Annotated in this window: 14 protein-coding genes; 4 read left to right on the forward strand and 10 right to left on the reverse strand. The window is 34.7% G+C overall.

Annotation, left to right across the window (positions count from 1 at the left end):
- The 10 genes from DEU42_RS08930 to DEU42_RS08975 all read right to left on the reverse strand — a co-directional run bounded on the left by DEU42_RS08930 (nt 1) and on the right by DEU42_RS08975 (nt 15,147).
- Nucleotides 1–2,370 (reverse strand): hypothetical protein, encoded by a 2,370-nt coding sequence (locus DEU42_RS08930; protein ID WP_147278095.1) that lies wholly within the window; start codon nt 2,368–2,370, stop codon nt 1–3.
- Nucleotides 2,371–2,507: 137 nt separating this feature from the next.
- Nucleotides 2,508–3,797, reverse strand: coding sequence for an O-antigen ligase family protein (locus DEU42_RS08935; protein ID WP_114757951.1), 1,290 nt, complete (start codon nt 3,795–3,797; stop codon nt 2,508–2,510).
- Entirely contained in the window at nt 3,797–4,912 is a 1,116-nt protein-coding gene (locus DEU42_RS08940) for a glycosyltransferase family 4 protein (RefSeq protein WP_114757952.1), read from the reverse strand. The genes DEU42_RS08935 and DEU42_RS08940 overlap by 1 nt, the downstream gene beginning before the upstream one ends.
- Nucleotides 4,903–6,126 carry a hypothetical protein gene (locus DEU42_RS08945; protein WP_114757953.1) on the reverse strand — a complete coding sequence of 408 codons (1,224 nt, stop codon included), beginning with the start codon at nt 6,124–6,126 and terminating at the stop codon, nt 4,903–4,905. The genes DEU42_RS08940 and DEU42_RS08945 overlap by 10 nt, the downstream gene beginning before the upstream one ends.
- Nucleotides 6,127–6,138: 12 nt before the next feature.
- Nucleotides 6,139–8,289 (reverse strand): GumC family protein, encoded by a 2,151-nt coding sequence (locus DEU42_RS08950; RefSeq protein ID WP_114757954.1) that lies wholly within the window; start codon nt 8,287–8,289, stop codon nt 6,139–6,141.
- Nucleotides 8,290–8,300: 11 nt separating this feature from the next.
- Complete coding sequence (locus DEU42_RS08955; RefSeq protein ID WP_114757955.1) at nt 8,301–9,032, reverse strand: polysaccharide biosynthesis/export family protein; 732 nt, start codon at nt 9,030–9,032, stop codon at nt 8,301–8,303.
- Between the two features lie 22 nt (nt 9,033–9,054).
- Nucleotides 9,055–9,489 carry a response regulator gene (locus tag DEU42_RS08960; RefSeq protein WP_114757956.1) on the reverse strand — a complete coding sequence of 145 codons (435 nt, stop codon included), beginning with the start codon at nt 9,487–9,489 and terminating at the stop codon, nt 9,055–9,057.
- A 128-nt stretch (nt 9,490–9,617) separates the two neighbouring features.
- Nucleotides 9,618–12,668 carry a PAS domain S-box protein gene (locus tag DEU42_RS08965; RefSeq protein WP_114757957.1) on the reverse strand — a complete coding sequence of 1,017 codons (3,051 nt, stop codon included), beginning with the start codon at nt 12,666–12,668 and terminating at the stop codon, nt 9,618–9,620.
- Entirely contained in the window at nt 12,655–13,797 is a 1,143-nt protein-coding gene (locus tag DEU42_RS08970) for an FIST signal transduction protein (RefSeq protein WP_114757958.1), read from the reverse strand. The genes DEU42_RS08965 and DEU42_RS08970 overlap by 14 nt, the downstream gene beginning before the upstream one ends.
- Complete coding sequence (locus tag DEU42_RS08975; RefSeq protein WP_114757959.1) at nt 13,798–15,147, reverse strand: sigma-54-dependent transcriptional regulator; 1,350 nt, start codon at nt 15,145–15,147, stop codon at nt 13,798–13,800.
- Nucleotides 15,148–15,487: 340 nt separating this feature from the next.
- Here DEU42_RS08975 and DEU42_RS08980 point away from each other — a divergent pair, with 340 nt between their 5' ends.
- The 4 genes from DEU42_RS08980 to DEU42_RS08995 all read left to right on the forward strand — a co-directional run bounded on the left by DEU42_RS08980 (nt 15,488) and on the right by DEU42_RS08995 (nt 26,472).
- A complete protein-coding gene (locus DEU42_RS08980) occupies nt 15,488–17,038 on the forward strand; it encodes a tetratricopeptide repeat protein (RefSeq protein ID WP_158537869.1) in 1,551 nt (516 codons plus the stop codon).
- A 335-nt stretch (nt 17,039–17,373) separates the two neighbouring features.
- A complete protein-coding gene (locus DEU42_RS08985) occupies nt 17,374–25,074 on the forward strand; it encodes a fibronectin type III domain-containing protein (RefSeq protein WP_114757961.1) in 7,701 nt (2,566 codons plus the stop codon).
- Nucleotides 25,075–25,255: 181 nt separating this feature from the next.
- Entirely contained in the window at nt 25,256–25,951 is a 696-nt protein-coding gene (locus DEU42_RS08990) for a VIT family protein (protein WP_114757962.1), read from the forward strand.
- 89 nt (nt 25,952–26,040) lie between these two features.
- Nucleotides 26,041–26,472, forward strand: coding sequence for a thioredoxin family protein (locus tag DEU42_RS08995; protein WP_114757963.1), 432 nt, complete (start codon nt 26,041–26,043; stop codon nt 26,470–26,472).
- The last annotated feature ends 3 nt before the right edge of the window (nt 26,473–26,475 follow it).

Here is a 26,475-nt window from a genome sequence, read left to right on the forward strand (position 1 = left end):
TCAATGGCTTTTAATGGTTAGTAAAACATGATTTAGAGTGATGTTAAGATCATTGTTCTCAATTACCTCATATATTTCGCTTTTGCTTTGTTTTCCAAGTTTTCCAAACAAAGAGCCATAATTATTAGTCAGTTCTTTTATAGCGGATTCATCTAACTCTTTTTTCCTTTCTAAAATAGTCTGTGTATCAGCAAAAAGAAAGAAATTGAATTTAGGTTTAAGTAAAAACCTATAGCCAAAGAATGACAGTCCTTTTGGTAAAACAACATTGCTTCTTTTAGCATCGCCAATAAAATCAAAATAATAGCGATCATAAATTACTACATAACCTCTTAAAGTATATTTAATGTATACCAGAAATTGCCCTATAAAATAGTCTGTGTAGTAATATGAAAAGCGCAAAAGAGATGATAAAAAGCTGGTATTGTTCCCTTTTCTTGGTAAGCTTGACTCTACAATTCTTTTAGCTTCTTCCCTGCCTTTAAAAATTACGCTTATTATAGGCAGTACAGACGGACGATGAAGTAAAATAACTACCGGTAATCTTAATTGCTTCTCTATTAACTGGGCTACATTTTCAATTACTGTCGATTTACCTGCTCCGTCTACTCCGCTAAAAGTAACCACAAAACCTCTTCTTCTGAAGGAAGTCAGAGTATCATAAAAATATAAGACCATATTTTTCACAGCATTAAGGCCTCTGTTTTCTTTAATCTTTCTCAATTTTCTCATCAGTGCCTTTTTATCTTTCACATAATTCTGAAAATACTCATTAACAATGCTGTCATTTTTTTTATTCATGTCAACAGCCGCTTCTTCATATACTTTAAACTTTTCAGGGATTGCAGCGTTATTAAGCGAATAGAATCCTGAAATATATTGCATGGTATCACTAACAGAAGTTGTCCTGACACCAAAATTGTTCAGATAAGCATTTTTAAGCACTTTTTTTACTTCCATGAAAACAACATTTCTTCTTTTAGGCTGCCATATAAGATCTATAGAAAGGAAAGAGCCTTCGTTTAATATCAGTTGAATCGTATTCATAAATGACTTAGGCTTAGATACCATTTTTGTTACCAAAGAATGTTTTTCGAAGAAATTAATAAGCTTGTCATTGAGATCATTTTCTACAATAAGATCTATATCCGAATTTATGCTTAGGTTTTCCGGATAGCCATTTAGAAATTTAACTGCTGCATAATTCTCATTTTGGATATGATCAAATAAATCCATAATCATCAATTGTCTTGAACTTTTGCTTTCTGTCAGGAACATATTCATAGCTTCGTTCCAAACTTCAAATAACCAGTTGATCTGTATATGCCAATTTGGTTGTGATGCATAAACTTTTAAGTAATTCATACAATTTATCAGTAAATAGAACTTTAAATATCTGTTTACTATTTCCAGGTCATATCCAAAAGCAGTATTGCAAAAATCACCGGAGCATTGGTCTTTGATGTCTTCATAAATGTCTTTCCAGCATTTTCTATCAACCATCACACCTTGCTGAATCAGATAATGAAAATAATCAAACCCTTTAGGCCTGTCATATGTGGCCAGCTCCCAATCGTATAATGAAATTTTACCGTCACTTTCATACATGTTCCATGAAGTAAAATCGCCATGGGACAGAGAAACCCCTACAACTTCTTCGGGATCTAAACCATCGATGAGAATATTAATTTTCCTCATAAGGTTTTTAGGAATTCTTTCATCTTTAATAGTACTGAAATCTTTCCTCAAATCATTAAATAATTTCCAAGAATTAATTTTAACAATCTGGTCATTAGGGAAATTCATTTCATCTAAAGCTTTAAGGTGACCATTACCTATTTTCCCTGTCCTGATACCATTTTCTGTAACATCAGAAAGCTGAATAATATCATCCGATATTTGTTTTGATTTAGGAACTCTGAAATTTGAAAAAGCATTATTGCTTAAAATCCTGTTTTCTTTTTTTATCAGCTCCTGAGCATTATTAGTAGTAGCAATTTTGAAGAAGGAATTGTTTGTGTATAATATAGCCTTATTATTAGGCCCAACAGTTCCGGTAAATAAGGCCCATGCATCATTACAGTCAAAAAGCGTAATAGTTTCTTTGTTGTAAAAATATCTCGTTCTGCTAAATATCAGCTTTTGCAGTCTCAACGCAAAAACCATTTTTATCATAAATGCAAACAATTTAGCCCTCTTGTTTCCTACATTATAAAACTTTAGGAATAATGGTTTTTTGTTGTTAGCATTCCATACCCATCTAATACTTCCATCCGGATTTTTAATACATAAAACATCAAGGACAGAATCGTTAGTACTGTTGCTTTTACGTGATAGGGTGTATCCTATTTTATTAAATATATTTTCCATGACATATAAATTTAATTTCAATTTTATAGAAAGGAAAATTATACCAAAACTTAAAAACCCTTTAAAATCAGGCGTTTTCAACAAACAGCAAACAATAAAATATTCCAAAAAATGGAAATTATACGATTTTTGGAAATCTACAAACCCAAATCAGGCCTTCTTTTTCTTAAGTAAATTTTCTGAACAGAAGTCAAACGGGTATTATATTTAAAGGATACCGAAAAGATTATCATCTGATAAAAAAGAATACCATAATTGCTTTCACCAAATATTCCAAATTCAGTAAATGAATTTATAAGCACCGGTATAAGCATGCCTATAAGCATAAGTTTATTTTCTTTATTTTCAGAAAAGAAGGCCCTAAAGGTAAAAATCATCTGGAAAATTGCGGTACAAAGTCCAATAAACCCAAGGTTCATTAAAACCTGCATGAAAGTATTATGGGTCATTTTTCCCGGGTAGGTATGAACACTCTGAAAAAACTCTTTATAATCTATTCTCATATAGCCAAACCCTAATAATGGTTCTCTTGGCAGACCTTCAGTAACAAGAGCCTGCCAAAAAGGTAAACGTCCTGTAAGGGTAAGAATTTCTTCAAGACGCTCTTTATCGCCCCCTTTTAAAATAACCTGATGTATTGCAAAAGGCACAACCAAAAGAACTCCTGCAATAATAGCCATTTTTAAGCCCTTCCTTTTAGTTTGGTTTATATGGAAAAATATGATTAATAAAACTCCAATTAACGAAGAACGGGATCCTGTCATGAACAGGGCATAAAAAATTACAAGAATTTTTATGATAGTCCATACTTTACTCTTTTTTCTGTAAAGGTCAAAAATCAGGCAAGCAACACCTAAGCCTGCCAACATCCCAAGTTCATTAGGATTCATCATTACGCCTCCTAAACGGGCTTCTTCTCCTCCATTTGTCAACCTGAAAAAAGTATCAGGATCTACCCACATACCAATTACAAATATGGTTTGCAAAACGAAAACAGAATTACCAAGTAAATGATAGAGACGAATTGAATGACCTTCAAAAAAATGATCCAGTACTTTTAAGCTTTTAATAAAAAAATAAGCAAATACGAGACTTTGAAAAGTCATAAACCACTGGAGCATACTGAATCCAGGATTAGTACTCCACATAAAGGATAAAAACCCCAGTGTCAGGTACAGTAAATAAAATAATGGAGAAAATATATTTTTATATCCAAGCGTATTTACTGCTCCATAATTAAGTATCTTGTAATAAATACCAATAGACGAAAGCATTAGTCCCATCCTTCCCACTACTTTTATACCTCTGGTGATTGCAACATTTTCACTCCATGTAAAAAAACAGGCAATCATAAGCAGTAAAACAATAAACATATAATTGTTTATTGTTTTTAAAAAAGCGTCGTGTATTTTTACATTGGTTTCCATTACAAATGGTATAAATTATTGCGGAATTTCAATAGCAATTTTTCCCAGTTGTATTCCTCTTGTACCATTCGCATAGCATTTTGCTGCATTGCTACAAAAGCACCCGGATCATTAAAAACTTTAAACATGTGAACCATAGCAGCTTCAAGTTTATTCTCGTTCTGGGAATATATAGTCTCTCCCGCATTATAATTTGCTATTTCATGACCAATATTCGTAGTATCGGTAACAATACAGGGCTTGCCAAAACTTGCGGCTTCTATAACTGACAAGGGTAACCCTTCATTTCTTGAAGGATGTACAAAAACATCCATTTTCTGTAATAACTCGTTTTTTTCATCTCCAAATTTACTCCCATACAAAACCACATTTTTGTCAAGATGATTTTTTGAAATCAAGTACTGAAGAGTATCTCTTTCATTACTGTCACCCACTATCCATAACTTAGAATCCGGATAGGTATAATGAAATTTTTTAAAAGCATGAAGCAAAGTATCTAGTCCCTTAGTATATATATCCAGCCTTCCGATAAAACCAAATATTATATTTTCTTTATTTGGCTGCCTAATTTCAACAGAAGAATTGTTAACAAATCCGTAAGGCAGCAATACAACATTATCTTTTTTAAATATCTTTTTAAGCCCGTGAACTTCGCTTTTACCTATGCAATGAATACTGTCTGCCGTTTCAAGGATTCTTCTTTCGAAAAAACGGAAGTATAATGCTTTCATCATACTGCTTTTTTTCATTGCTATGGTATTATAGGCTCCGTGTGCAGTAATTACAAATTTTATGTTGTGCCTGTAGAGCAGTTTGGCTAATAAGAAATAAACGGGAATCCATCCGCCATGAAGATGAAACACTGCTTTTCCTTTTTTTTCCAGTATAGCTTCTTGCAGTTCTTTTGAAAAGAAAAAAGGAAAGGAGCTTTTTAAAAAAAGTTGGGTATCAAAATTGCGGCTGCCGTAATTTTCTTCTTTATCACTAACAATTCCCCAAACAGCAACTTTTTCACCAAATTCAGCCTGTTTGGTCGCTAACTGGTATACCACTTTATTTACACCATTCATCCTGTCCGGATTAGCTTTACCAAGAATTAAATGAATTATTTCCATAATACGAATTGTTTATTATTTAATTGATTTTGCCAATATATCATCATTATAAGCTGATTGATAATAAGCCCTGTTATAGCTCCGTAAAGTCCGTAAAACTGTAACAGGAAATGGAATGTTGCTATTGATGAGATAAATGACATTAAATATCCTATGAAAAAAGTTTTATTAAGAATCAACACCCTGATAGATATCCTTACAGGATAACCTAAAAAAATGAAGAGATACAGAATACAGATCATTTTTACTACATAACCGTAATTCTGATACTGTAAGCCTCCGGCAATAACAATAATCTTATCTGATAAAACAAAGGCAGGTAATAGTATCGAAGCAAAAATTGCAAGTCCGCTTATAGTGAGTTTAATTATATATGCTTTTGCTTTCTCAACACTTTCATTATAAATTGAAGATATTTTAGGCACAAAATAATTCTCTATGGTTTGAAGTCCTACATTGATAATTCCAAAAAATGATTGTACAAGCCTTAAAGCCCCTAAAGCTTCTACACCTAAATAAGTTCCGGAAACCAGCACGAAAAAATTCCCTGAACACCATTGTAAAACTGCTACACTTAGCAACCATTTACCCTGCTGAATATGATCCTTCAAGTATTCTCTCCACAACGCCGGTTTTTGAAAGTGTTTAATTATATTGCCCAGGCCCGGAAGTGAAGAAATTAAATTTGCACAACCCAGTATCCACAAAGTTCCGGATAAACTAAAATCAGGATTAATAAATAAATATATAAGCACTAAAAAATAAACACTATCCATAATGAGCACCATTCTGATATCGCCGGTACCCAGAAAAATCTTTCTTAGAAAATCATTTATCAAAAATCCAACGCAAAAACATACAAGAGAACCGGTAACTATATGATAGCCTTCCCGAAAAATAAATCTATTCAACAGTAAGAGAATCACAACCAACAATGAAAGGAGAATCATCAATCCCGAAAATAAAAATGAGATATATTGCTTAGGCTGCTTAATTGTGGAAAAAGAAACCTGAAAAGGCTGAATCAAAACAGCACTAAAAACACTTACTAAAAGATACACAATCAATACCACAGATGAATAGACCCCAAAACTTTTAATGTCCATCTTTTGGGCTAACAAGATTGTTAGCAAAAAACTTGTACCACTAAATAGCGCCTGATCTGTAAAAGCCAGGAGAGGTTTAGAGATTGCTATTTTTTTTAATGGATACATATCAAAACACTTTTATTTGTTGGTGAGCTGTCTATACATTTTTTTAAGCGATGAGAAAATACTAGGGTTATAGCCTGTTTTATTCAATATAAACCACATGCCTGGAAGATTATATTCTTCTTTTAAAAGTTCAATCTTTAAAATTATTTTCTCAGCTGTTTGCCTGCTATCAAGAACAACAAAGTTTTGATTTGCAAGGCTCATAAACACTAAAGAAAGTGACCCTTTTTTTATGGATTGATTATGCACTACACATAGTTCATAATCTTCCATCTGTTCTTTTATTAAATTATCAAAGGCCGATTTAGTATAACTTAGGTATTTCGCTTCAGAAAAATCAATATAATCTTCTTTATCATTCTCAACTTCAAGCTCTCCGGTAGCGTCTATAACCAGCACCTTCCTTCCCTGCTCCCTAAATGAATTAATAAGGTTCAATGAATGAAACCTATGATCACTGGATTTATCAAATGAGCTTATAGCCAATATATTTTTCTCACCAACCAGTCCTTTAAGATCCATCTGCATAGCCTCCTGTAAAAAAGTTTCTCTTATTTCTTCTTTATTTTTAATAAATGGAGTAGCTAATGCAACAGGAATATTACTGTTCTTTTCAATCGTATAAATATCATTAACTTTTGCTTTTGCAAAATGGACAGCATATATAAGAACTAATGATCCAAACATTCCCATTATTGCAGACACAATTATTATAATAGCTCTTATTGGTGATACAGGCGAAGCAGGAATGTCTCCAGGTGTTATTATTTTATGAAATGCGATTTTGGCCGATTTGGCTATTTCAGCATCAATTCTTTTTTCATTTAAAAAATTATAATTTTTCTCATACAAATTGAATTCCCTGTTAAGTATGTTCAGTTGTTTTTCTTTTTCCGGCAAGCCCACAAAAGCCTGCTCTGCCTGACCTATTTGAGAAGATAATTCGTTATATTTTACCTGAAGATTTTTTTCTGTGTTTTTAATGCTTTCAATCTGGTAGTCGGTTAAATCTTTAATTTTAGAATCAATGATTTTTACCTTATCATTCTCAGGAGTATATGTAAGTAATAAGTCTTTTTTCTCAGCCTGAAGTGCTTTCATGTTTTTTACCATTTCTGTAGAAAGCAAATCGGTAAATGCTTCAAAATTTGCCGCCAGATCAAGATAATTATCCTTACCCGAATCGATGTAGCCATTTAGTTCTTTAATGGCATCCAGGCTCATTTTAAGGTTGGTTTTTTCAATCTTTAACTGTGCTATTTTCCTTAAATCTGTTTCAGTCTCCTGAGTAAGATTGATGATATTCTTTTTATCTCTGAAATTTTGTATATTATCTTCTGATTTGGTTAGCTTTTCATTCGAAGATGTAATTTCACCCTTAAGAAAATCAACAGTAGTATCGGCTGCTTTATATTTACCTTCTATATAATCTCTTATGTAAACTTCAGCCAATTTATTTACGAATAATGAAGCTTTTTCAGGTATATTGCTTTTAAGGTTAATTCTAATTACCGGTACATCCTTATCAACGGCTACAATATCTAATTCTTTATTTATTTTATCCATAAGCTTTGCCTGGCTCAGGTATTCAAATTCATAATCATCAGCTATTTTTACTTCCTTTTTTGATTTAATATACTCTTCATTCAACCGTACCAATATAGTTCCATAATCTATTTTTAAAGGTTTACCTAAAATGCCTTTTATATTCCTTTCAGAATCGGGGTAAGTAAACAAAAATTCATTATTTGACAGTACTTTAAGGCCATAACGTTTGTTTAGTCCTTTATCAGAACTAAACGTTGCGTCAATAAGTATTGGAGAATTATTAAATAATTCAACTGATCGTACACTGCCCTTTCTATAAATCTCTTTGTTAAAAGGAAGTTCTACTAATGCCTTATCAATAAGTAACGATGATTTCAACACTTCAATCTCTGTTGCTATTTTATTAGCTGAAGCAAAAATGTCAAAGTCTTTAAAAAGATTAGCACTGGGCACACCTTCCTGTACATCGGCCAACTTTAGTTTGGCTGTACTTTCATACATTGGGGTCACGTAATTAAGGTATTTTTTGGCTGCAAGTACAGACAGTATCATTACCATAATTATAATAGGGATCCCTCTGAAAAAAGGTTTCAGTATTCTTATGTTCTCATTCATGGCTGGAGTTTTTAAAGGAGTCCCACTAAAATTGCTGCTGCGCTTACTGTAGTAGCCAGTGGTATAATTGTAGCTATGCGTTTATCAAATTCCTTGTTCTTCTTGGAAGGTACAATTACAACATCACCCGGATGTAATTGTATATTGGTATTCAAAATATCATTTGCTGTTGTAAGATCAATATTTGTGACCCTGACATTTTCTCCTTCTTGTCTTAAAACCTTTATCGATTTAAGATTAGCATAAAACTCAAATCCTCCGGTTTTACTTATCAGTTCTAATAAAGTAACGTTGTCTTTGTCAACCTGTATGGTATTAGGGTTTCTAACCTCTCCTAAAATTGTGATTTCCTTATTAAGTACTTTTATGTCAACGATAGGATTTACAAGCCATTTTTTTAATTTTTCGGTCAGTAGAATTTTTAACTCAGGTACAGTTTTACCTAAAACATTGGTAGTGCCAATTTTTGGAACTTCTATATTTCCGTTTATGTCTACCATCAACCATTTTCCGTAAACTTCGTTAGAGTTATAGATGCCATAGACCGACCCTACACTTAAATCATCTTCACCCCATACTGATATAGATATCTTATCGTCTTTACGAATCCTGTACTGATAATCTGAATCATATAGAAATGTGTTCTTATCTTCAGGTTTTTGTTCTTTGCTTACAAGCAGATTTTGTGTTTTGCAAGAGCTCAGAATCAAAACAATAAAAAGATATTTAAGTGTAGTTTTCATATCCAATAGTATTAAGGAGTTCTTAAAATATAGACAGAAGGCGTTTTATAATACCCGGATTAGATTTTGCCAGCTCTTCTTTTACCCTGATAATTTTATTTATTACCTCACCTATCTTTTCACATACATCTTTGCCTTTAATTACATAATCAAAAGCACCATATTTTAAAGCATCAATGGCTGTTTTCATGTTTTCCTGACCGGAAATCATAACCACATAAATGTTTGGATTATATCGTTTAATTTTTTTAAGCACCTCAAATCCGGTAATATCTTCCATATTATGGTCCAAAAAAATAATATCCGGATTCAAATGCAAATTGTTAAGACAATCAGTGCCATTACTATAAGTAGTTATGTCTTTGTAGTCTAATGTAGTGAGATATTGTTCGTAAACATTTGCACAGAAAACATCATCGTCTACAATGAAGAATTTAAATTGGTTTTGGGTTTCCATCTTTATCACTTTTTTGTTTGATAAAGTATATACCAATTTCGAACCAAAATTACAACTGTTTGTTTTTCAGTAATTTATAAATTTAATTTGCTTTTTTTATTCCATTATTTGGAAAATATTCCAACGTATTATACTTTGACTTCTTCTTTTAGCTTTTCAATAACCCCTAAAAGAATATCTTTAATATGGATAAATAAAATTGTAATTTGATTTCGATCAGAAGATTCCTTTGCTATTTTTTCCAAACGCTTAACATCTTCCATAATAGATAAAATCCCCATGCTTTCAATACTGGGCTTAATCTTATGGATAAGTTGGCTAACGAGAGGAAAATCTTCATCAACCAAGGCTTTATCAACCCTATCTATAACATCTTCCGTCTGACTAATAAAAATAGAAATCATCTTTTGAACAAACTCATTATTTCCCTTACTCATATTATTGAGAATCTTCAAATCATATAATTTTGCTATATCTCTTCTTTCTATAATACTTTCGGGTAAAACATCTTTATTAATGGTATATCTGGCTAAAGTTTCGATAAGTACAGACTCTTCAAAAGGTTTTGTGACATAATCATTCATGCCCGCCTCTTTACACTTATCAATTTCACTCTTAAAAGCATTAGCTGTAAGTGCAATTATAGGAGTATCAATTTTTAATCCTTCCCTTATTATTTTAGTAGCTTCAATGCCCCCCATTTCAGGCATCTGAACATCCATTAATATAACATCAAATTTATCTTTTTTCAAAATGTCAAGTGCTTCAAGACCATTAGTCGCCTCTGTAACTTTACAGTTAAAGTAGTTAAGCGTATAATTAACAACCATCCTGTTCATTTGATTGTCTTCTACTAACAAAATGTTTGTTCCGGCAATATCATGATTTATCTCACTCTGAGGTTTCTTTACATTTTTTAAAACACCCTTTTCAAGTTGAAGAATAATGTTTATAGTAGTTCCGACATTTTTTTTGCTTTCAATAGTAATATGCCCTTTCATTAACTGTACAAGCTCCCGTGTAATTGCCATACCTAGGCCAGTGCCTCCAAACTTTCGTGTTGTAGATTTATCTTCCTGAGAAAACTTATTGAAAATTGTATTTGCAAAACTTTGCTCCATACCTATTCCGGTATCAGTTACCGAAATGCACACTTCCTGAAAGTTATTATTATCTTTTAAAACTTTGCAGTTTAAAGAAATAAATCCCTCTGTAGTAAACTTCAGGGAATTACCAATCAGGTTAAAGAGTATCTGTTCTAATCGTAATATATCCCCTTTAAATACATTACCCGTATTTTCAGCAATATCAGAATACAGCTTTAATCCCTTTTCAGTAGCTATGGGTTGCATCACTGTTATTACATTACTTATTGCATCAGAAAAAATGAAATCTTCATCTTCCAAAGACATCTCTCCTGCTTCAATTTTAGAAATATCAAGAATATTATTTATAATAGAAAGCAAATGCTTAGAAGCAATTGCACTATTATTAACATATTTCTTTTGAGTTTCAGACAACCCCTGTCTCTCAAGTTCTCTCAAGAAACCAATAATTGCATTTAGAGGTGTCCTTATCTCATGACTCATGTTGGCGAGAAAAGCTTCTTTAGCTTTTGATGCTTCCTGGGCTTTAATTTTTTCACTTTCCAGTTCGAGTTCCATCTGTTTTTGCTCAGTAATATCAAGATGAATACCTATCGATCCAACCAAATTCCCTTTATCATCATAATTAGGTGCTCCACCAACAGCCCACCATCTCAACTCACCTCTTTTATTTCTTACCGGAATCTGATATACATCCGAAATACCGTTTTTTCGCAAACGGTTCTTATCTTTCATTACTTCAATATTTTCACCAAAAACAAAAGTATCCAAAGCACTCAATCCAATAAGTTCATCGACTTCAAACCCGCTCATTTCGGCAAAACTTTGGTTTGCAAACTGTATAACCTCTTCTGTGTTTACTTCTATAAGTCCTAAATTAATATTTGCTATAATATTTCTGTACTTCTCTTCCTGTAATCTTAATTTAGCCTCCCCTTTCTTTCTTTCAGATATATCCTGAATAAACGAACAGAAGAAAACCTCTCCATCCTGCTCAAGCGGTATAATTGAAATTTCTACAGGAAATTCAATGTTATTCTTATTAATAGCCGGAAGCTCAATTTGCTTATTTAAAACAGGCCCTTCTCCAGTCTCAAGGTAATGCTTTAAGCCATCAAAATGCTGTTGTTTATGCCTATTAGGGATAATTGTATCATTAAGTGTTTTTCCTAATACTTCATCTCTCTTCCATCCAAAAATAACTTCTGCCTGATTATTCCAGAAAGTAATTTTTCCTTTTATGTCAATAGTAATTATTGCATTTAATGAAGAATTCATAATTATACGATTACGCTCTTCACTTTGTTGTAATAAATTTTTACTTATAATCTTTTGAGTAACATCTGTAGACTTCCATAAGTGTCCTATAAATTGATCTTCAACTATAATAGGAATATAATCTCTTTCTATAAAACGGCCATCAATTGTCTCAAGTATCTCACCGGTTACTATATCCTTGTTTTTAATTATTTCAACAATCCTGTTTTTGTAAGCATCAGGGTCTTTAAAAAGTGCTGTTACATCGTTTAAATAATAATCCGGTTTTTTTCCCATCATATCCAGTGGAGAAGCATGGATATTCCTTATATCGCATAAATGCTGATTTACATATAATATTGTATCAGTATTATCTATAAATAATATTCCTGACTGAATGTTATCAAGCAGTACCCTTAAAAATTCTGCCGTTTCAAAAAGTTTTTTTTCAGTCTCTTTTCTCTTAAGAATTTCGTCGCTTATATATCTTGAAATAAAAAGAAGGTCATTTTGTTTTATTTCATCTTCAAAGTTTTTGTCACTTTTTAATTCACTAAGGCTTTTATAGAGATTAGAAATAGATTCCTGCTTTAATTCATATTCTTTTTTTAAATTCTGATTGACCTCATGATATTCTTTTTCACTTTCTTTAAAAGAGTGATCCATTAAATCTTTGTCTCTTTCAAAAGATATATAGGAATCATTAACAGCTTTAATGAAAGACTGAAACGAAGGATTATCAATTAACTCTGCAGGTATATATTTGTTTATTTGTCGCTGTAAAAGCTTATGATTATTCATGTTAATCAATTTCATTTAATGAAGTTATCGTCATTGTCTGATTATGAAGCACGCAATCGGCAAAAGGTTTTAAAGGAGAAATTTCACCGTAAGAATAAAATCCTGTCAACATTGTCTGTTTTCCAAAAATTTCGGAAACAGCTTCAACTTCTTCATCAATACGGCTTCCTAAAATAAGTTTCCTGCCTACACAACTTATCAATAATGCTAACTTAGGTGTAAAACTATTAATATCAAGACATGCTCCTGCTGCACCACTTGCTGCATCAATCAGCCTGTCAAAATTAGCTTTCATAAAACGTACCTTACTTCCTTCAGGAATATCTCCCGCAAAAGTCATTGTACTGTGATCTTCATCAATTGAAAGTATGGTTCTAACTAATGGTTCCTCATTATCTTCCATTTTTATTGCTAATGGAAAAAGAAGAGCCGAACCCGGCAATTCCTCAGCATACTTTCCTAAATAGCTTTTATATAACTCCAATACATTCTTATCATCAATTTCAGAGAGAACATTCTCTTTCGATTTAGTTACTGTCCTTTCAAGCCCGAAACTCTCCCAGCCACCTAATGATCCATGCGACACCATTAATTTATCACCATAGAATCCTAAAGCAACAATTTGTCCCTGAGATGGTAATTTATTTAATCCTACAACGGTTTTTTCAAATCGGGCAGCATCACCTGCCAGACCGCCCATTATGAGAACATCTTCAGTTTTAGAAGCATTCATTCCTTTCACAAGTTCGCTTCCATTAACAAGTCCACCATCAGAAATAACAAGTACAAATTTTAAATTGACAGGATCAATATTCTGCATTAAAACCTTACCGGCTTCATAACTGTTAGGAAAATCAGAAATATTTACTTCTGAGCTCTTTACAACTGTAGAAGAAAATTTAATAACTGTAAATGAAATTGTATTGTCAAGAACTTCAGTCCCGTTTATCTCACCGGAAGAAGAACACAAGACTAACTTAGACACCGGAAACTTCTCTTTAACCTCAGTGTAAACTGCTTCATCAGAAACCAGTTCCCTTGCCCCAAAACCAAGCACGAGGTCAGCATCAGCTAAAATCAAATTCTCATCATTTTTTTCCTGTTCAAAAGAACCATTCCTGAATAATATTGAAGCTACTTTCATTTAGTTGGATTTTTCGGTTGCTTGAATTAAGTTATATATTGTTGATTTGCCAATATCTAATTGCCTGGCAGTTTTTAATACATCATTATTGTTTTTTTTCAGATAGTGCATTATAATTTCATGCGTAAACTCTTTCAGTGTTTTTTCTTCGGACAGGAAAAAATCAGTATTATTTATACTCGAAAAAGTAAGATCGTAATCTAAAATTTCATCATTTTCACACATCACGCAAGCAAGATCCATAACAGATTTAAGTTCCCGAATGTTACCTGGAAAAGAATATTTTAACAATCTGTCTTTAGCTTCCTTTGACAAAACTGGAGGTTTCATCTTATTCTCTTTAGCAAACATATCAATAAAGTGTTTTGCTAATAGCAGTACATCGTTACCTCTCTCTCGTAATGGCGGAAGCTCAATAGGTAACCCTATAATTCTGTAATATAAATCTTCTCTAAAATTCCCTTTCTTAACTTCTTCTTTTAAATCCTTATGGGTAGCAATTATAAGTCTCGCATCAAATTTTATTCTTGAAGTTCCTCCTAAACGTACCACTTCCCTTTCCTGTAAAACTCTTAATAATTTACTCTGAAGATTTAAATCAAGTTCCGCTATTTCGTCTAAAAAAATGGTTCCTCCATTAGCCTGTTCAAACTTTCCTATAGTTTTAGTGTCTGCACCTGTAAAAGCCCCCTTTTCATGTCCAAAAAACTCACTCTCTACCAGTTCTTTAGGAATAGCTGCCATGTTAACGGCTATAAAAGGCTTATTTTTTCTCTCGGAATTGTAATGAATTGCTGAGGCCACTACCTCTTTACCGGTACCGGTTTCTCCCGTTATAGAAACATTAATATTGCTTCTAATCGATTTATTAATCTTATTGAAAACATCCTTAATAGCTTCACTTTGCCCTATAATGGCATTTTCAAAACTGAATTTTTGTTCAAGCTTTTCCTTAAGCTCTTCAACTTCATTTATAAGATGTAAATTCTCTCTGATCTTAAGAATAGAATTCCATAATATATCCTTGGTATGTACATTCTTTACGATGTAATCCCTCGCACCAGACTTTAAAAAATTTACAGCTACTTCTATATCTTCCTGACCACTGATTATAATAATGGGAATTTTATTATTCGACTGATGAACCCTTTTAAGCAGTACATCTCCTTTAATATCAGGCAACCCAAAATCAAGGCAAATTATATCCGGCTTTAAAAATAAATTATCCAGACATTCTTTACCTGTCTTAAAAAGATGAACATCGAAATCGGGATTGAGTTTTAAATGATACTTTAATGTTTCTCCAAAAAAAGAATCATCTTCAACCAAAAATATCTTAAGTGATGTCATAAATTTATTAGTATTTATAAGCAATACTAATGTACAAAATTTAAGTAATATCTTAAAAAAATAAAACCAACGACAGTCAATTTATCAAAATTAAACTTAAAAAAACATATTATAATCAATCATATTGTTATTTGTATTGAATTATTGACAAAAAGACAACAAACAAGTCTATTCTTTATCATTTTAGTCAAAATTTGAATAGAAAACATTATATCATCGGGTATATTTCTTACATTTACTCTGTACAAAATAAGATTTATACTGCTTAAAAATGCTACTTAAAATAAACATAAAGAGAATCTGTCTATGCCTTCTTTTTTTACTGGTGACAAATATCCTGATGTCAAATACAAAAGAGGTTTGTGACTCTCTAATCAGTAAAGGTGTAGAGTCATTCAAAAAAAGGGATTATATACATTCTTTAGAGTTTTTTACAGAAGCTCGGTCAATTGCCAATAAATACAAGTGGGACAGACAACTTTATGATGCTACTTTTCACATAGGGAATACCTACTATGAAATGTTTGACTATGGAGAAGCATTAAATTATTTTCTGGAAAGCTACACCATTGCATTAAGTAAATTAGACGCTAAGGATGAAATTGCATCCCTTAATAACATTGCTAATCTTTACACGAAAGAAAAGATTTATGATAAAGCTTTAGAATATTACACTAAAGCCTATCAACTGGCAAAAGAAAAAAATATTGATGCAAGAAAAGGCCTCCCTGTAATGAATATAGGATACATCTATAACAAACTCGAGAAACCTGAAAAAGCGCGATACTATTTAAAAGAATCATTAAAATATTTAGAAGAAGAATATTTGCTCTCTGCAAAAATTCTTTTGATAGAAAACGATCTCTTGTTGGGCAATAGTCACATTGCCAGAAAAGAGGCTTTTGAACTATTAAACAACCCTGATTATTCTAATGCATTAAACGTAGATGTTTTTCTATGGTCATTAATATCTAAAAGTTACTTAAGTGAAAACAATTACGAAATGGCTTCAGAGTTTGCTTTAAAAGTCCTTGATAAAAAGCCGGTTATCGACATAAAAAAAGACACTTATCAGTTATTATCCGATATCTTCAAAAAAAGTGGTAATCTGGAAAAAGCCTTATCATATAAAGATTCAATTATTGATATTGAAAAAAAACTCAACGATATAAAAAACGGAAGATTATTTGAAAACAACAGGGTAAAGTTTGAAATACAAAATTATAAAGAACAATTAATTGAAAAGGAGGACAAAATAGTTCATGAACGTTGGATATTATATTGTATAATCACCATAATACTGGTTATGGTACTATTCATAATCATTGTATTAAGACAAAAAAATATTGTAGCAAAGAGAAATCAGGAAAATAGCGAACTTAATCTTCTGCGTGAAAAAAACAACAGCCTGATACTTGAACAAAAGGTTTTAAATTCAACTAAAGAACAAGAACGTCTAAAAAATGAAATTGATACCAGAAACAGAAAGCTCTCAGCAAAAGCTTTGCATCTTTCCGGGCGTAATGAATTAATTGAGGAAATATTAAACTACCTTTCAAAAAGACCTAAATATTCAAAAGATAGCACCTTAGCTTCTTACGTAGAATCGCTCAAACATCATATAAAAACTGATAATGACTGGGATGATTTTATTTCTCATTTTCAGGAAGTGAACTCCGGTTTTCTTACAAGACTTAAAGCAGCTCACCCAACATTAAATATTAGTGAAATTAGATTCATTGCTTATATGTATATGAACTTATCGTATAAAGAAATTGCTCATTTACTTAACATAACATCTGATGCTTGCAAAAAAAGAAAAGAACGCCTTGTTAGTAAAATGGAATTACCAAAAGACTTGGATTTGTATGAATACATAGCAAATCTATAACTATTAAAATCACGATATTAGATTGTGAAAACATTAAATAATTCGTACAACAAAGAAACATGTAGTAAATTACTGATAACATTTTAGCAATCTATCTTATAAAAAATCAATAATTTACATTCTGTTAAAAAAAACACCTTTTTTAAACACAAATAACTAAATAACAACTATTTATAACAATACTGTCACCAATAATCTAGCTATATGTCACTATTTTTATACATATAAATAAGAACAAAAACAGAAAACGAATCTTAACAATTCTTAACATTGCTATAATCTTACTGTTAAAACAGCAGAAGGTTTAAATTAAATTAACTTAAACTACATTAACAATGAAAAGAATTACTTTAATGATCTTCGGATTGTTGATGTCCTTTTTTGCGTATGCGCAGTTACCTGTGGAGCACTTTGATGATCCATGGACAGGTAGCCCGGCAGCACCACCAAACTGGGTCGTCATAAATCAATTCGGACCATTACAGACCTGGATCCAAACGATTCCGGGCAACACCCAACAACCACCTTATGGGGGTTCAGGACACTCTGCGTATCTTCAAAAGGAGAACGTAGCACCAACGGATGCCATCCCGGCAGACTGGCTTGTTACTAAAGCTTTCCCTATGGTAGCAAATGCTGAACTAAGATTTCAGTCAAGACTTACTATTGCGGGTGACAACGGCGGTATATACAAAGTATACCTCATGCCAGATACAGGGGCTACACCAACTCCTGCAGATTTTAACAGTAATGCAGCTTTCCTTTTAACAACCTATTCTGAACTGACACTTAACCCGGTTCAGACGGAATGGACTGAAAAGATCATTACGATACCGGCAAATGCTTTATGGGCACCGGGAACACAGGTTAGAGTAGCTTTCCTTATGGAAGGTGATGATAAAGATCGTTGGTTTATAGACGATGTAAAGGTTAGTGCCTTGTGTGTGCCTCCTGTCACTCCGGTGATTACAGCCACTACGACTACAACAGCATCATTAAGCTGGACAGACAATATTGCCAGTGAATGGGAAATTGAAGTTGTAGAGGATGGTCTTGCGGCAACCGGTTCAGGAGAAGTTTACAACGGTAACCTTCCTTATGTAAAAACAGGGCTTACAGCTTGTACTGCTTATAAATTCTACGTTCGTTCTTTGTGTGATGACGGAGGTATTAGCCAATGGGTTGGCCCAACATTATTCAAAACAAGGTGTCAGGGAGATACCTGTGCTGATCCAATTGTTTTAGGGTCGGGTAATCAGAGCGCCTCAGGTAATACTTCTGACAACAGTGACTTTTATGAAGGCCTGCCTGGTACAGGCTGTGGTAGTTCAGGAAACTACCTGGCAGGAAATGACGTAGTATATTCATACACTCCTAACGTAACAGGAAATTACAATATAACCCTGACAGGTACAGGGGGACCGGCAGGTCTTTTTGTATATAATAACTGTACTAGTATTGGTGTTTCGTGTTTAACAGGTGGTCTTGCATCTGCAACATCTGCATATAACAATGCTTCATTTGCTATGACAGCTGGTACCACTTATTATTTTGTAATATCTACAAACGGTACTCCGCAAACAACACAGTATACTTTAATAATACAACAGGTATTCTGTCCGCAGCCTACAGGTGGTAATGTAACCGGTATTACGGGAACAACAGCGACATTAGGCTGGAATCCCGGAACAGTAGGTGCAACCTCCTGGCAAATGGCTGTACAACCAGCCGGTTCAGGATTGCCATCTGCTGCTAACGCTACTACAGTAACCTCAAATACAGGGAATACAGTAGGAAGCACTACGGGTGCAACAATTACTCCTTTTACCCCTGCTACAGCTTACGAGTTTTATGTAAGAGAAAATTGTGGTAATGGTAATTATAGTATCTGGGCAGGCCCCTATGTGTTTAACACAAGTCAGGTTGCGACTCAGTTAGACTATTATCAAAATTTTGACGGAGCCGATTCAGGCTTTACTCTGTCAAATGGAACAGAGATTAATAAATGGTTTGTAGGCACTGCAACTAACTTCAGTCCAAATAAATCACTTTACATATCGAATAATAATGGCGTTAACAATGCTTATTCAGACGGAGCTTCTTCAATAGTTCATGCATACAAAACGCTAATATTGCCTGCCACAGTAGATCAGTTAAGCCTTTCATTCCAATGGAAAGCTTTTGGTGAATCTTGTTGTGACTTCATCAACGTATGGCTTGTACCTGATTCATTTACTCCTACACCCGGTTCACAAATAACAGATAGCGATGGTATCAGAATAGGTACAAATCGTAATCTTAGTATGAACTGGCAAGCCTCAAATAATATTATCACTCCCCCTGCATCATGGGACGGAACGTTAGTTAAACTTGTATTTGAGTGGACTAATGACGGTAGCGTTGGATCTGCCCCTCCGGCAGCAATTGATAATATTGAATTTAAGGTTGTTACATGTCCTCAGCCAAGTGACCTGATTGTACAGGATTTAAACGTTACTCAGGCAGTAGTTGAATGGACAGCTCCATCTGTTGTTCCGACAACATATGATGTTTATGTATCACAAACCAACACAGCACCTTTAGCCAGTACTGCACCAACGCAAACTGTACCGGGCACGCAAACAACTGCTACAATAACTCCATTAATTACATCTGCTAATTATTTTGTGTGGGTAAGATCTCATTGTAGCGATACTGACATTAGCTTCTGGACCGGACCTGTAATGTTTACTACACCTCAGATTCCGGCTACTATGCCATATGCTCAGAACTTTGATGCTGGCGCACACAATTTTACTTTAGCTAATGGAACCAACAGCCCTAACGAATGGATTGTGGGTACTTCAACAAGCAGTAGCCCAACACAATCATTATATATAAGTAATGACGGTACAACGTATGGTTATGATTCGTTTAACTTTACAGTAGTTCATGCTTACAGAGACATACAGCTACCTGCTAATATTCCATCAGGACAGATTCTTCTGAATTTTGACTGGAAAAGTATGGGCGTTGAATGGGGAAGCGACTTAATGAAGGTTTATATCGCTCCTGTTACATTTACTCCAACTGTAGGGCAGGAAATTAATGAAGGCGGTGATATTGTTAAATCAGGCCCTGATTATTTTGACAATGATCAATGGATAACCGCTAATAATGTTATTGATGTACCTGCAAGCTGGAATGGTACCGTAAGAAGAGTAATCTTTGAATGGAGAAACAGCTGGGGAGGTGGTACTATACCTGCCGCTATTGATAATGTAGGACTAAGTGTAATTACCTGTCCTGCACCTAGCGATTTAGTACTTGATGCTTTAACGATAGATACAGCTACATTCTCATGGACACCTCCTGCTTCTGCACCGGGGTCTTATGATTATTATATTTCAACAGACGGAACTTCTCCGGTAGCAACAACAACCCCTACAGGTAACACAATTGACACAACTGTGGCGATTCCGGGACTTGCCGTTTCTACATATTATAATTTCTGGGTAAGAAGTGATTGTGGTGTAGACGGGAAAAGTTTCTGGGTAGGTCCGCTTAAATTTGTAACACCTCAGATTCCGGCTACTATGCCGTATGCTGAGAATTTTGACGGTACACCTCAAAGTTATTCATTCAACACTTCAAATGATAATGAATGGGTTGTAGGTACTGCTACTAGCAATAGCCCTACACAATCGCTATATGTTACTGACGATGGTGGTGTTACTAACTCTTATAATAACAGTAATGGACTTAGCATAGTTCATGCTTACAGAGATATTCAGCTTCCTGCTACAATCGCATCAGGTCAGGTTCTTCTTAATTTTGACTGGAAAAGTGTTGGTGTAGAATGGGGGTCAGATGTATTAAGAGCCTATGTTGCTCCGGTTACATTTAGTCCTATTGCTGGTGAACAGGTTGGTTCTAATCCTAATGTAATAAATGTAGGTCCAGACTTATTCAATAACAACGTATGGAAAACTGCCAATAATGTTGTAAATATTCCTCCATCATGGAATGGCACTATTGTAAGAGTTATTTTTGAATGGGAAAACAGCTGGAGTAGCGGAACTATCCCTGCTGCGGTAGACAATGTAGGATTCTCTGTAATTACATGTTCTGCACCTACCGATGTTACTTTAACGTCTATAGATGAGAACAATGTTACATTTACATGGACAGCTCCTAATGATGCTCCTGACAGCTATGAATATTATTTAACTACAAGCCCGGTTCCTCCTGTTGCAGGGACAACACCTACAGGTACAGGTATATCAGGAACATCAGTTACTATATCAGGTCTTCCTGCGAATACTAATTACTTTATATGGATAAGGAGTAATTGTGGAGCGGCTGATGGAAACAGTTTCTGGGTTGGTGGAAACAACTTTAATACACCTCAGGTTCCTGCTGTTCTTCCATATGCAGAAAGCTTTGACGCTGGTGCAGCTGATTATACATTTATCAGCCTTGATCAGCCTAATACATGGGCTGTTGGTGGTGCGACATTCAACACTCCTGCACAATCTATGTATGTAACTAACGATAATGGAGTTTCAAATGCATTCACTAACGATCAGGAATCAATAATCCATGCTTACAGAGATATCGTAATTCCTGCCGGAACGACAGAACTTGACTTTACTTTTGACTGGAAAAGTATAGGCGAAGAATGGGGTGGCGATTACCTTTCTGTATGGATGGTTCCTTTAAGTTATCTGCCTGTTGCCGGTAACCAAATTAACGGTGGTGATGGTGTAGAAATAACCACACAGAATCTTTTCAACAATGGTATCTGGAAAAATGAAAATTTTGTTATTCCTCTTACATCAACACAAGCCGGTACAACTCAGCGTTTTGTTTTCCAATGGGTAAATAATGCATGGAGTGGCGGAGAGACGCCTGCAGCTGTAGACAACGTTGAAGCTAAAGTTTTAACTTGTCCTAAGCCTATTGACCTTAACGTTACTGACGCTGGTATGACTCAGGTTACATTAAACTGGACTGAAGTAGGTTCTGCCACAGAATGGGAAGTATATGTAGTTCCTCAAGGAGGTGCAATACCGCAAACAAACACTGTGGGTACTCCTGCCCCAACCAATGGATTCCCTTATCCAGGCTTAACTCCTGCTACGAATTATCAATTCTATGTTAGATCTGTTTGTGGCCCTGGTGATAAAAGCCGTTGGAGTGGTCCGTTTGACTTCCACACAAATGTTTGTGAAGTAGTAGATCAGTGTTTATATAACTTTACAATGACTGGCACCGGATGGGGTTGGAATGGTGACACTGTAAGTATAACACAAAGTGGAATTACTGTAGCAACTATTGGAGCCGATTTCACCAGTGGAGAAGGCCCTCAAACTGTTACCATACCTCTTTGTACAGGTATCCCTTATCAGGTATACTGGAATAAAGGTACTTGGGATGAGTCTGGTATAGGATTATCAATCGTAAATAACTTTAACAGCCAAACAGTGTTTAACAAAGTTGCCGGATCAGGTGCATCTGAAAGGGAAACAGTTATTTATGAAGGTATGCCATATTGTTCGGTTATTACATGTCCTCAACCTACTAACCTGGTAAGTGAGAGCGTTGTAAACGCTTCTAACACTACATTGCTTAGCTGGACTCCGGGTGGTAGTGAAACACAATGGGAAGTTGTTATACAGCCTCAGGGTGGTGCATTCCCATCGACTGCTCCAACAACAAGTGTAATTGTAGACCAACCACAATATGTATTGGCAAACGTTTCTGCAGGCACGCTTTACGAATATTACGTAAGAGCTATTTGTGATATGGATACTAATGATAAAAGTTTCTGGTCTGGAGCACTTAGGTTCTCAATCTTTACTCCGCCTGCTTGTGCAGACGTTAGTGTCGTAGATGATGAGCTTAATATTATCGCACCGGATACTGAATATATAATATGTCCTGACGAAAATTTATGTGTAAACTTTAGCGCTAATTATTATGAAGGCGCTTCGCAAACAACTTCATATGAAGTAGAAGGTATACCTTATGTACAACCTTTCCCAACACTTGGTGGTACTGAACTTACCATTGACGTAGATGATATTTGGGGTCCTAGGGTTGTATTGCCATTTGAATTCTGTTTTATGGGAGGCGTTTACAATGCTGCCCAGGTAGGCTCTAATGGTGTAGTAAGCTTTAATGCTGATCAGGCTAATGGCGCATTTAGTCCATGGTCGTTCAGCCAGAGTGTACCTGATACTTCATTCCCGATAAAAAACGCTATTTATGGTGTTTATCAAGATACTAACCCTAATCCAGATAATAATAGTTGGGACAACCCTAACATCAACTATCAGGTATTAGGAAACTACCCTTGTCGTGCATTTGTAGTTAGCTTTAATGAACTTGCGCAATTCGGCTGTAGTACTGACAGCGCAGAAGACCAGGCCATTGGCGCTCAAAGTTCACAGATTGTTATCTACGAGATTACTAACATTATAGAAGTTTACGTTAAACGAAGAGTTCCTTGTACTTCTTGGCAAGGCGGTGTTGGTGTTATTGGTGTGCAAAATGAAGATGGAACTGTAGGGTTTACTGCTCCGGGAAGAAACACTGGAGATTGGTCTGCTTCTAATGAAGCCTGGAGATTTACACCAAACGGAGACCCTACTGCTACCTTCGAGTGGTTTAAAGATGGTGAACTTTATAGTACATCTAAAGATATTCAGGTATGTGCACTAGAAGGCGGTATAACTACAATGACTGCACGTGCTTCTTATGAGTTATGTAATGGTAACGTTATTATGAGAGAAAGTGACTTCTCTATAAAAGTTCAGGAGCAGATAATCCCTGCAAATGATCCTGTAGATCTTACTAAGTGTGGTAACGATGTTACTTTCGATCTTAACGAAGCTGTTGCTAATGCATTTGATGCATCTGAAATGCCAAATTATACCTTCACATTCTATACTACAGAAGCAGATGCTGTAGCTGGTGGTACTAATAATATACCTACTACTTTTGTAACTAATGCTACAACTACTATTTGGGTTAGGATTATGAGAGTTGGACAGCCATGTGCTAAGGTTCTGTCTTTCCAGACTATCCTATCAAACATTCCTCCTAAATTTACTGTTACAGCAGATCAGACTATCTGTGAAGGCACTTCTGCTACTATTGCAGTAACTCCTGATGCAGGCGAAGATTTCTCAAATGCAACGTATGTATGGGCACTTGATAATGTTACACTACCTGATACAACAAGCTCAATAACTGTAACAGAGGGTGGTACTTATGAAGTAACAGTAACTAAAGAAGGATGTGTGTTTACTATACCTTCTACCGTAACTGTCGTACCAACTCCAGTAGCTGATGCACCTGAAGATGTTAATGCCTGCGATAGCTATGTGCTTCCTGCATTAACTGAGGGTAATAATTATTATACAGGAGAAAATGGAACAGGAACAATTCTAAGTGCAGGTGAGACAATTACAGCATCTCAACGTCTGTATGTTTATGTCGCTGCTCTGGGTAATGCGCAATGTTTTGACCAAAACTTCTTTGATGTAACAATTACAGCTACACCAGAGTTCTCTTTTGTTGATGAATGTGACTCAAATGTTTACTATCTTGAAGTGGTTAATACTGATGGCTCATTTGATACTGATCGTGCTACCTATGCATGGACAGGTCCTGAAGGATTTACTGCTGCAGAGCAAAAAATTGTTCCTTCTAAACCGGGAGAGTATACAGTTACAGTTACGACAGATGCGGGATGTATTAATACAGACATGTTTGAAGTAATAAGCACATCATGTATGATTCCTAGAGGTATCTCTCCTAACGGAGATGGTAGTAATGATAATTTTGACTTATCAGCTTTAGAAGTTAAAAAACTTGAGATATTTAACCGTTACGGTCAGCAACTATACAGCAAGTCTAACTACACTAAGGAATGGGTTGGTAATGATGACAAAGGTAATGAGCTGCCTACGGGTACGTACTTCTATATGATTGAACGCTCAAACGGAGAAACTTTAACCGGTTGGGTTTATATCAATAGACAAGAATAAAATTTCTTTAAATGTTTATAAGGCTGCCTCAAAAGAGGCAGCTTTTTTTTTCACTAATTCTAAATAATACAAGAGTTTATCCATTAACTGATAAATAAAAAAACTCCTAATAAAAAGATTATATACAATAGATTTTTATATCTGTAAATTCTTTAACTTTATTGTAACAAAGCATCCTGAAATGAAAATAAATTCTGAGAATCACTTTATAATCCGTAGCGGATGGTTAAGGGCTGCAGTACTAGGAGCCAATGATGGTATACTCTCTACCACAAGTCTCGCAATCGGAATTGCAGCTGCAAGCACTACCAGAGATCCAATAGTATTAGCTACAATAGCCGGTGTTGTTGCAGGAGCACTTTCTATGGCTGCAGGAGAATATGTATCTGTAAGTTCGCAAAGTGATATAGAAAACTCTGACCTGGAACGGGAGAAAAATGAGCTTAAAAATATGCCCGATTCCGAATTAGCTGAACTTACCGATATATATATAAAACGAGGACTTTCAGCCGAGGTCGCACATGAAGTCGCAATACAACTTACTGCTCATAATGCACTTGAAGCTCATGCCAGGGACGAACTTGGCATTAATGAAATCACACAGGCTAAACCTTTTCAGGCTGCAATGGCATCAGCATTTGCTTTTATAGCCGGGGGCATTCTGCCTTTGCTTGTGGCCTTATTTGCCCCTGTAAAATCAATGGTAATCCTTCAATATGTTTTTGCTATAGTATTCCTTGCTTTTTCGGGCGCTTTGGCAGCAAAAGCCGGAGGTTCAAACATGCTTAAAGGTATTATACGTATTTGTCTTTGGGGCACGGTTGCAATGTGTGCCTCTGCTTTAGTTGGGTATCTCTTTGGTGTTCAGGTAGGATAAAATTGATTATTACATCTTAAGCAAATCTTAAGTTTCAAAATACAATTCACTTTATGGGTTAACGTTATTTTTATAAAACAAAAAAGTATATGAAATTAATTGCCTTATTACTCTTATTTGTGATTCCTACACAATGGGAGACAGATTTTGAAAATGCTAAAAAAATAGCAAAAGAAAAACATCAGCTTATACTCCTGAACTTCTCCGGGTCCGATTGGTGTGGCCCCTGTATCATGTTAAGAAAAGATTACATTGACAGTCAGGCTTTCCAGTCTATGGCAGGGGAAAACCTTGTAATGGTTAATGCCGATTTTCCCAGAAAAAAGAAAAATCAGCTTTCTGCAGATCAGGTAAAACGAAATGAGGCTCTGGCAGAAAAATACAATAAACAGGGACAATTTCCTTATACCCTATTATTGGATGCTAACGGAAAAGTTATTAAAACATGGTCAGGAAAACCCGAGATAACTGTTGAGCAATGGACTCAGGAAATAAAGAATATCTGTATTGCTAATAAATAATCA

This window comes from Flavobacterium sp. AG291 (assembly GCF_003350375.1).
Taxonomy (GTDB): domain Bacteria; phylum Bacteroidota; class Bacteroidia; order Flavobacteriales; family Flavobacteriaceae; genus Flavobacterium; species Flavobacterium suzhouense.

Excerpts from the sequence above, each read along its gene's own strand:
- DEU42_RS08930 (WP_147278095.1), bottom strand. The coding sequence starts at position 2,370 with ATGGAAAATATATTTAATAAAATAGGATACACCCTATCACGTAAAAGC.
- DEU42_RS08935 (WP_114757951.1), bottom strand. The coding sequence starts at position 3,797 with ATGGAAACCAATGTAAAAATACACGACGCTTTTTTAAAAACAATAAAC.
- DEU42_RS08940 (WP_114757952.1), bottom strand. The coding sequence starts at position 4,912 with ATGGAAATAATTCATTTAATTCTTGGTAAAGCTAATCCGGACAGGATG.
- DEU42_RS08945 (WP_114757953.1), bottom strand. The coding sequence starts at position 6,126 with ATGTATCCATTAAAAAAAATAGCAATCTCTAAACCTCTCCTGGCTTTT.
- DEU42_RS08950 (WP_114757954.1), bottom strand. The coding sequence starts at position 8,289 with ATGAATGAGAACATAAGAATACTGAAACCTTTTTTCAGAGGGATCCCT.
- DEU42_RS08955 (WP_114757955.1), bottom strand. The coding sequence starts at position 9,032 with ATGAAAACTACACTTAAATATCTTTTTATTGTTTTGATTCTGAGCTCT.
- DEU42_RS08960 (WP_114757956.1), bottom strand. The coding sequence starts at position 9,489 with ATGGAAACCCAAAACCAATTTAAATTCTTCATTGTAGACGATGATGTT.
- DEU42_RS08965 (WP_114757957.1), bottom strand. The coding sequence starts at position 12,668 with ATGAAATTGATTAACATGAATAATCATAAGCTTTTACAGCGACAAATA.
- DEU42_RS08970 (WP_114757958.1), bottom strand. The coding sequence starts at position 13,797 with ATGAAAGTAGCTTCAATATTATTCAGGAATGGTTCTTTTGAACAGGAA.
- DEU42_RS08975 (WP_114757959.1), bottom strand. The coding sequence starts at position 15,147 with ATGACATCACTTAAGATATTTTTGGTTGAAGATGATTCTTTTTTTGGA.
- DEU42_RS08980 (WP_158537869.1), top strand. The coding sequence starts at position 15,488 with ATGTCAAATACAAAAGAGGTTTGTGACTCTCTAATCAGTAAAGGTGTA.
- DEU42_RS08985 (WP_114757961.1), top strand. The coding sequence starts at position 17,374 with ATGAAAAGAATTACTTTAATGATCTTCGGATTGTTGATGTCCTTTTTT.
- DEU42_RS08990 (WP_114757962.1), top strand. The coding sequence starts at position 25,256 with ATGAAAATAAATTCTGAGAATCACTTTATAATCCGTAGCGGATGGTTA.
- DEU42_RS08995 (WP_114757963.1), top strand. The coding sequence starts at position 26,041 with ATGAAATTAATTGCCTTATTACTCTTATTTGTGATTCCTACACAATGG.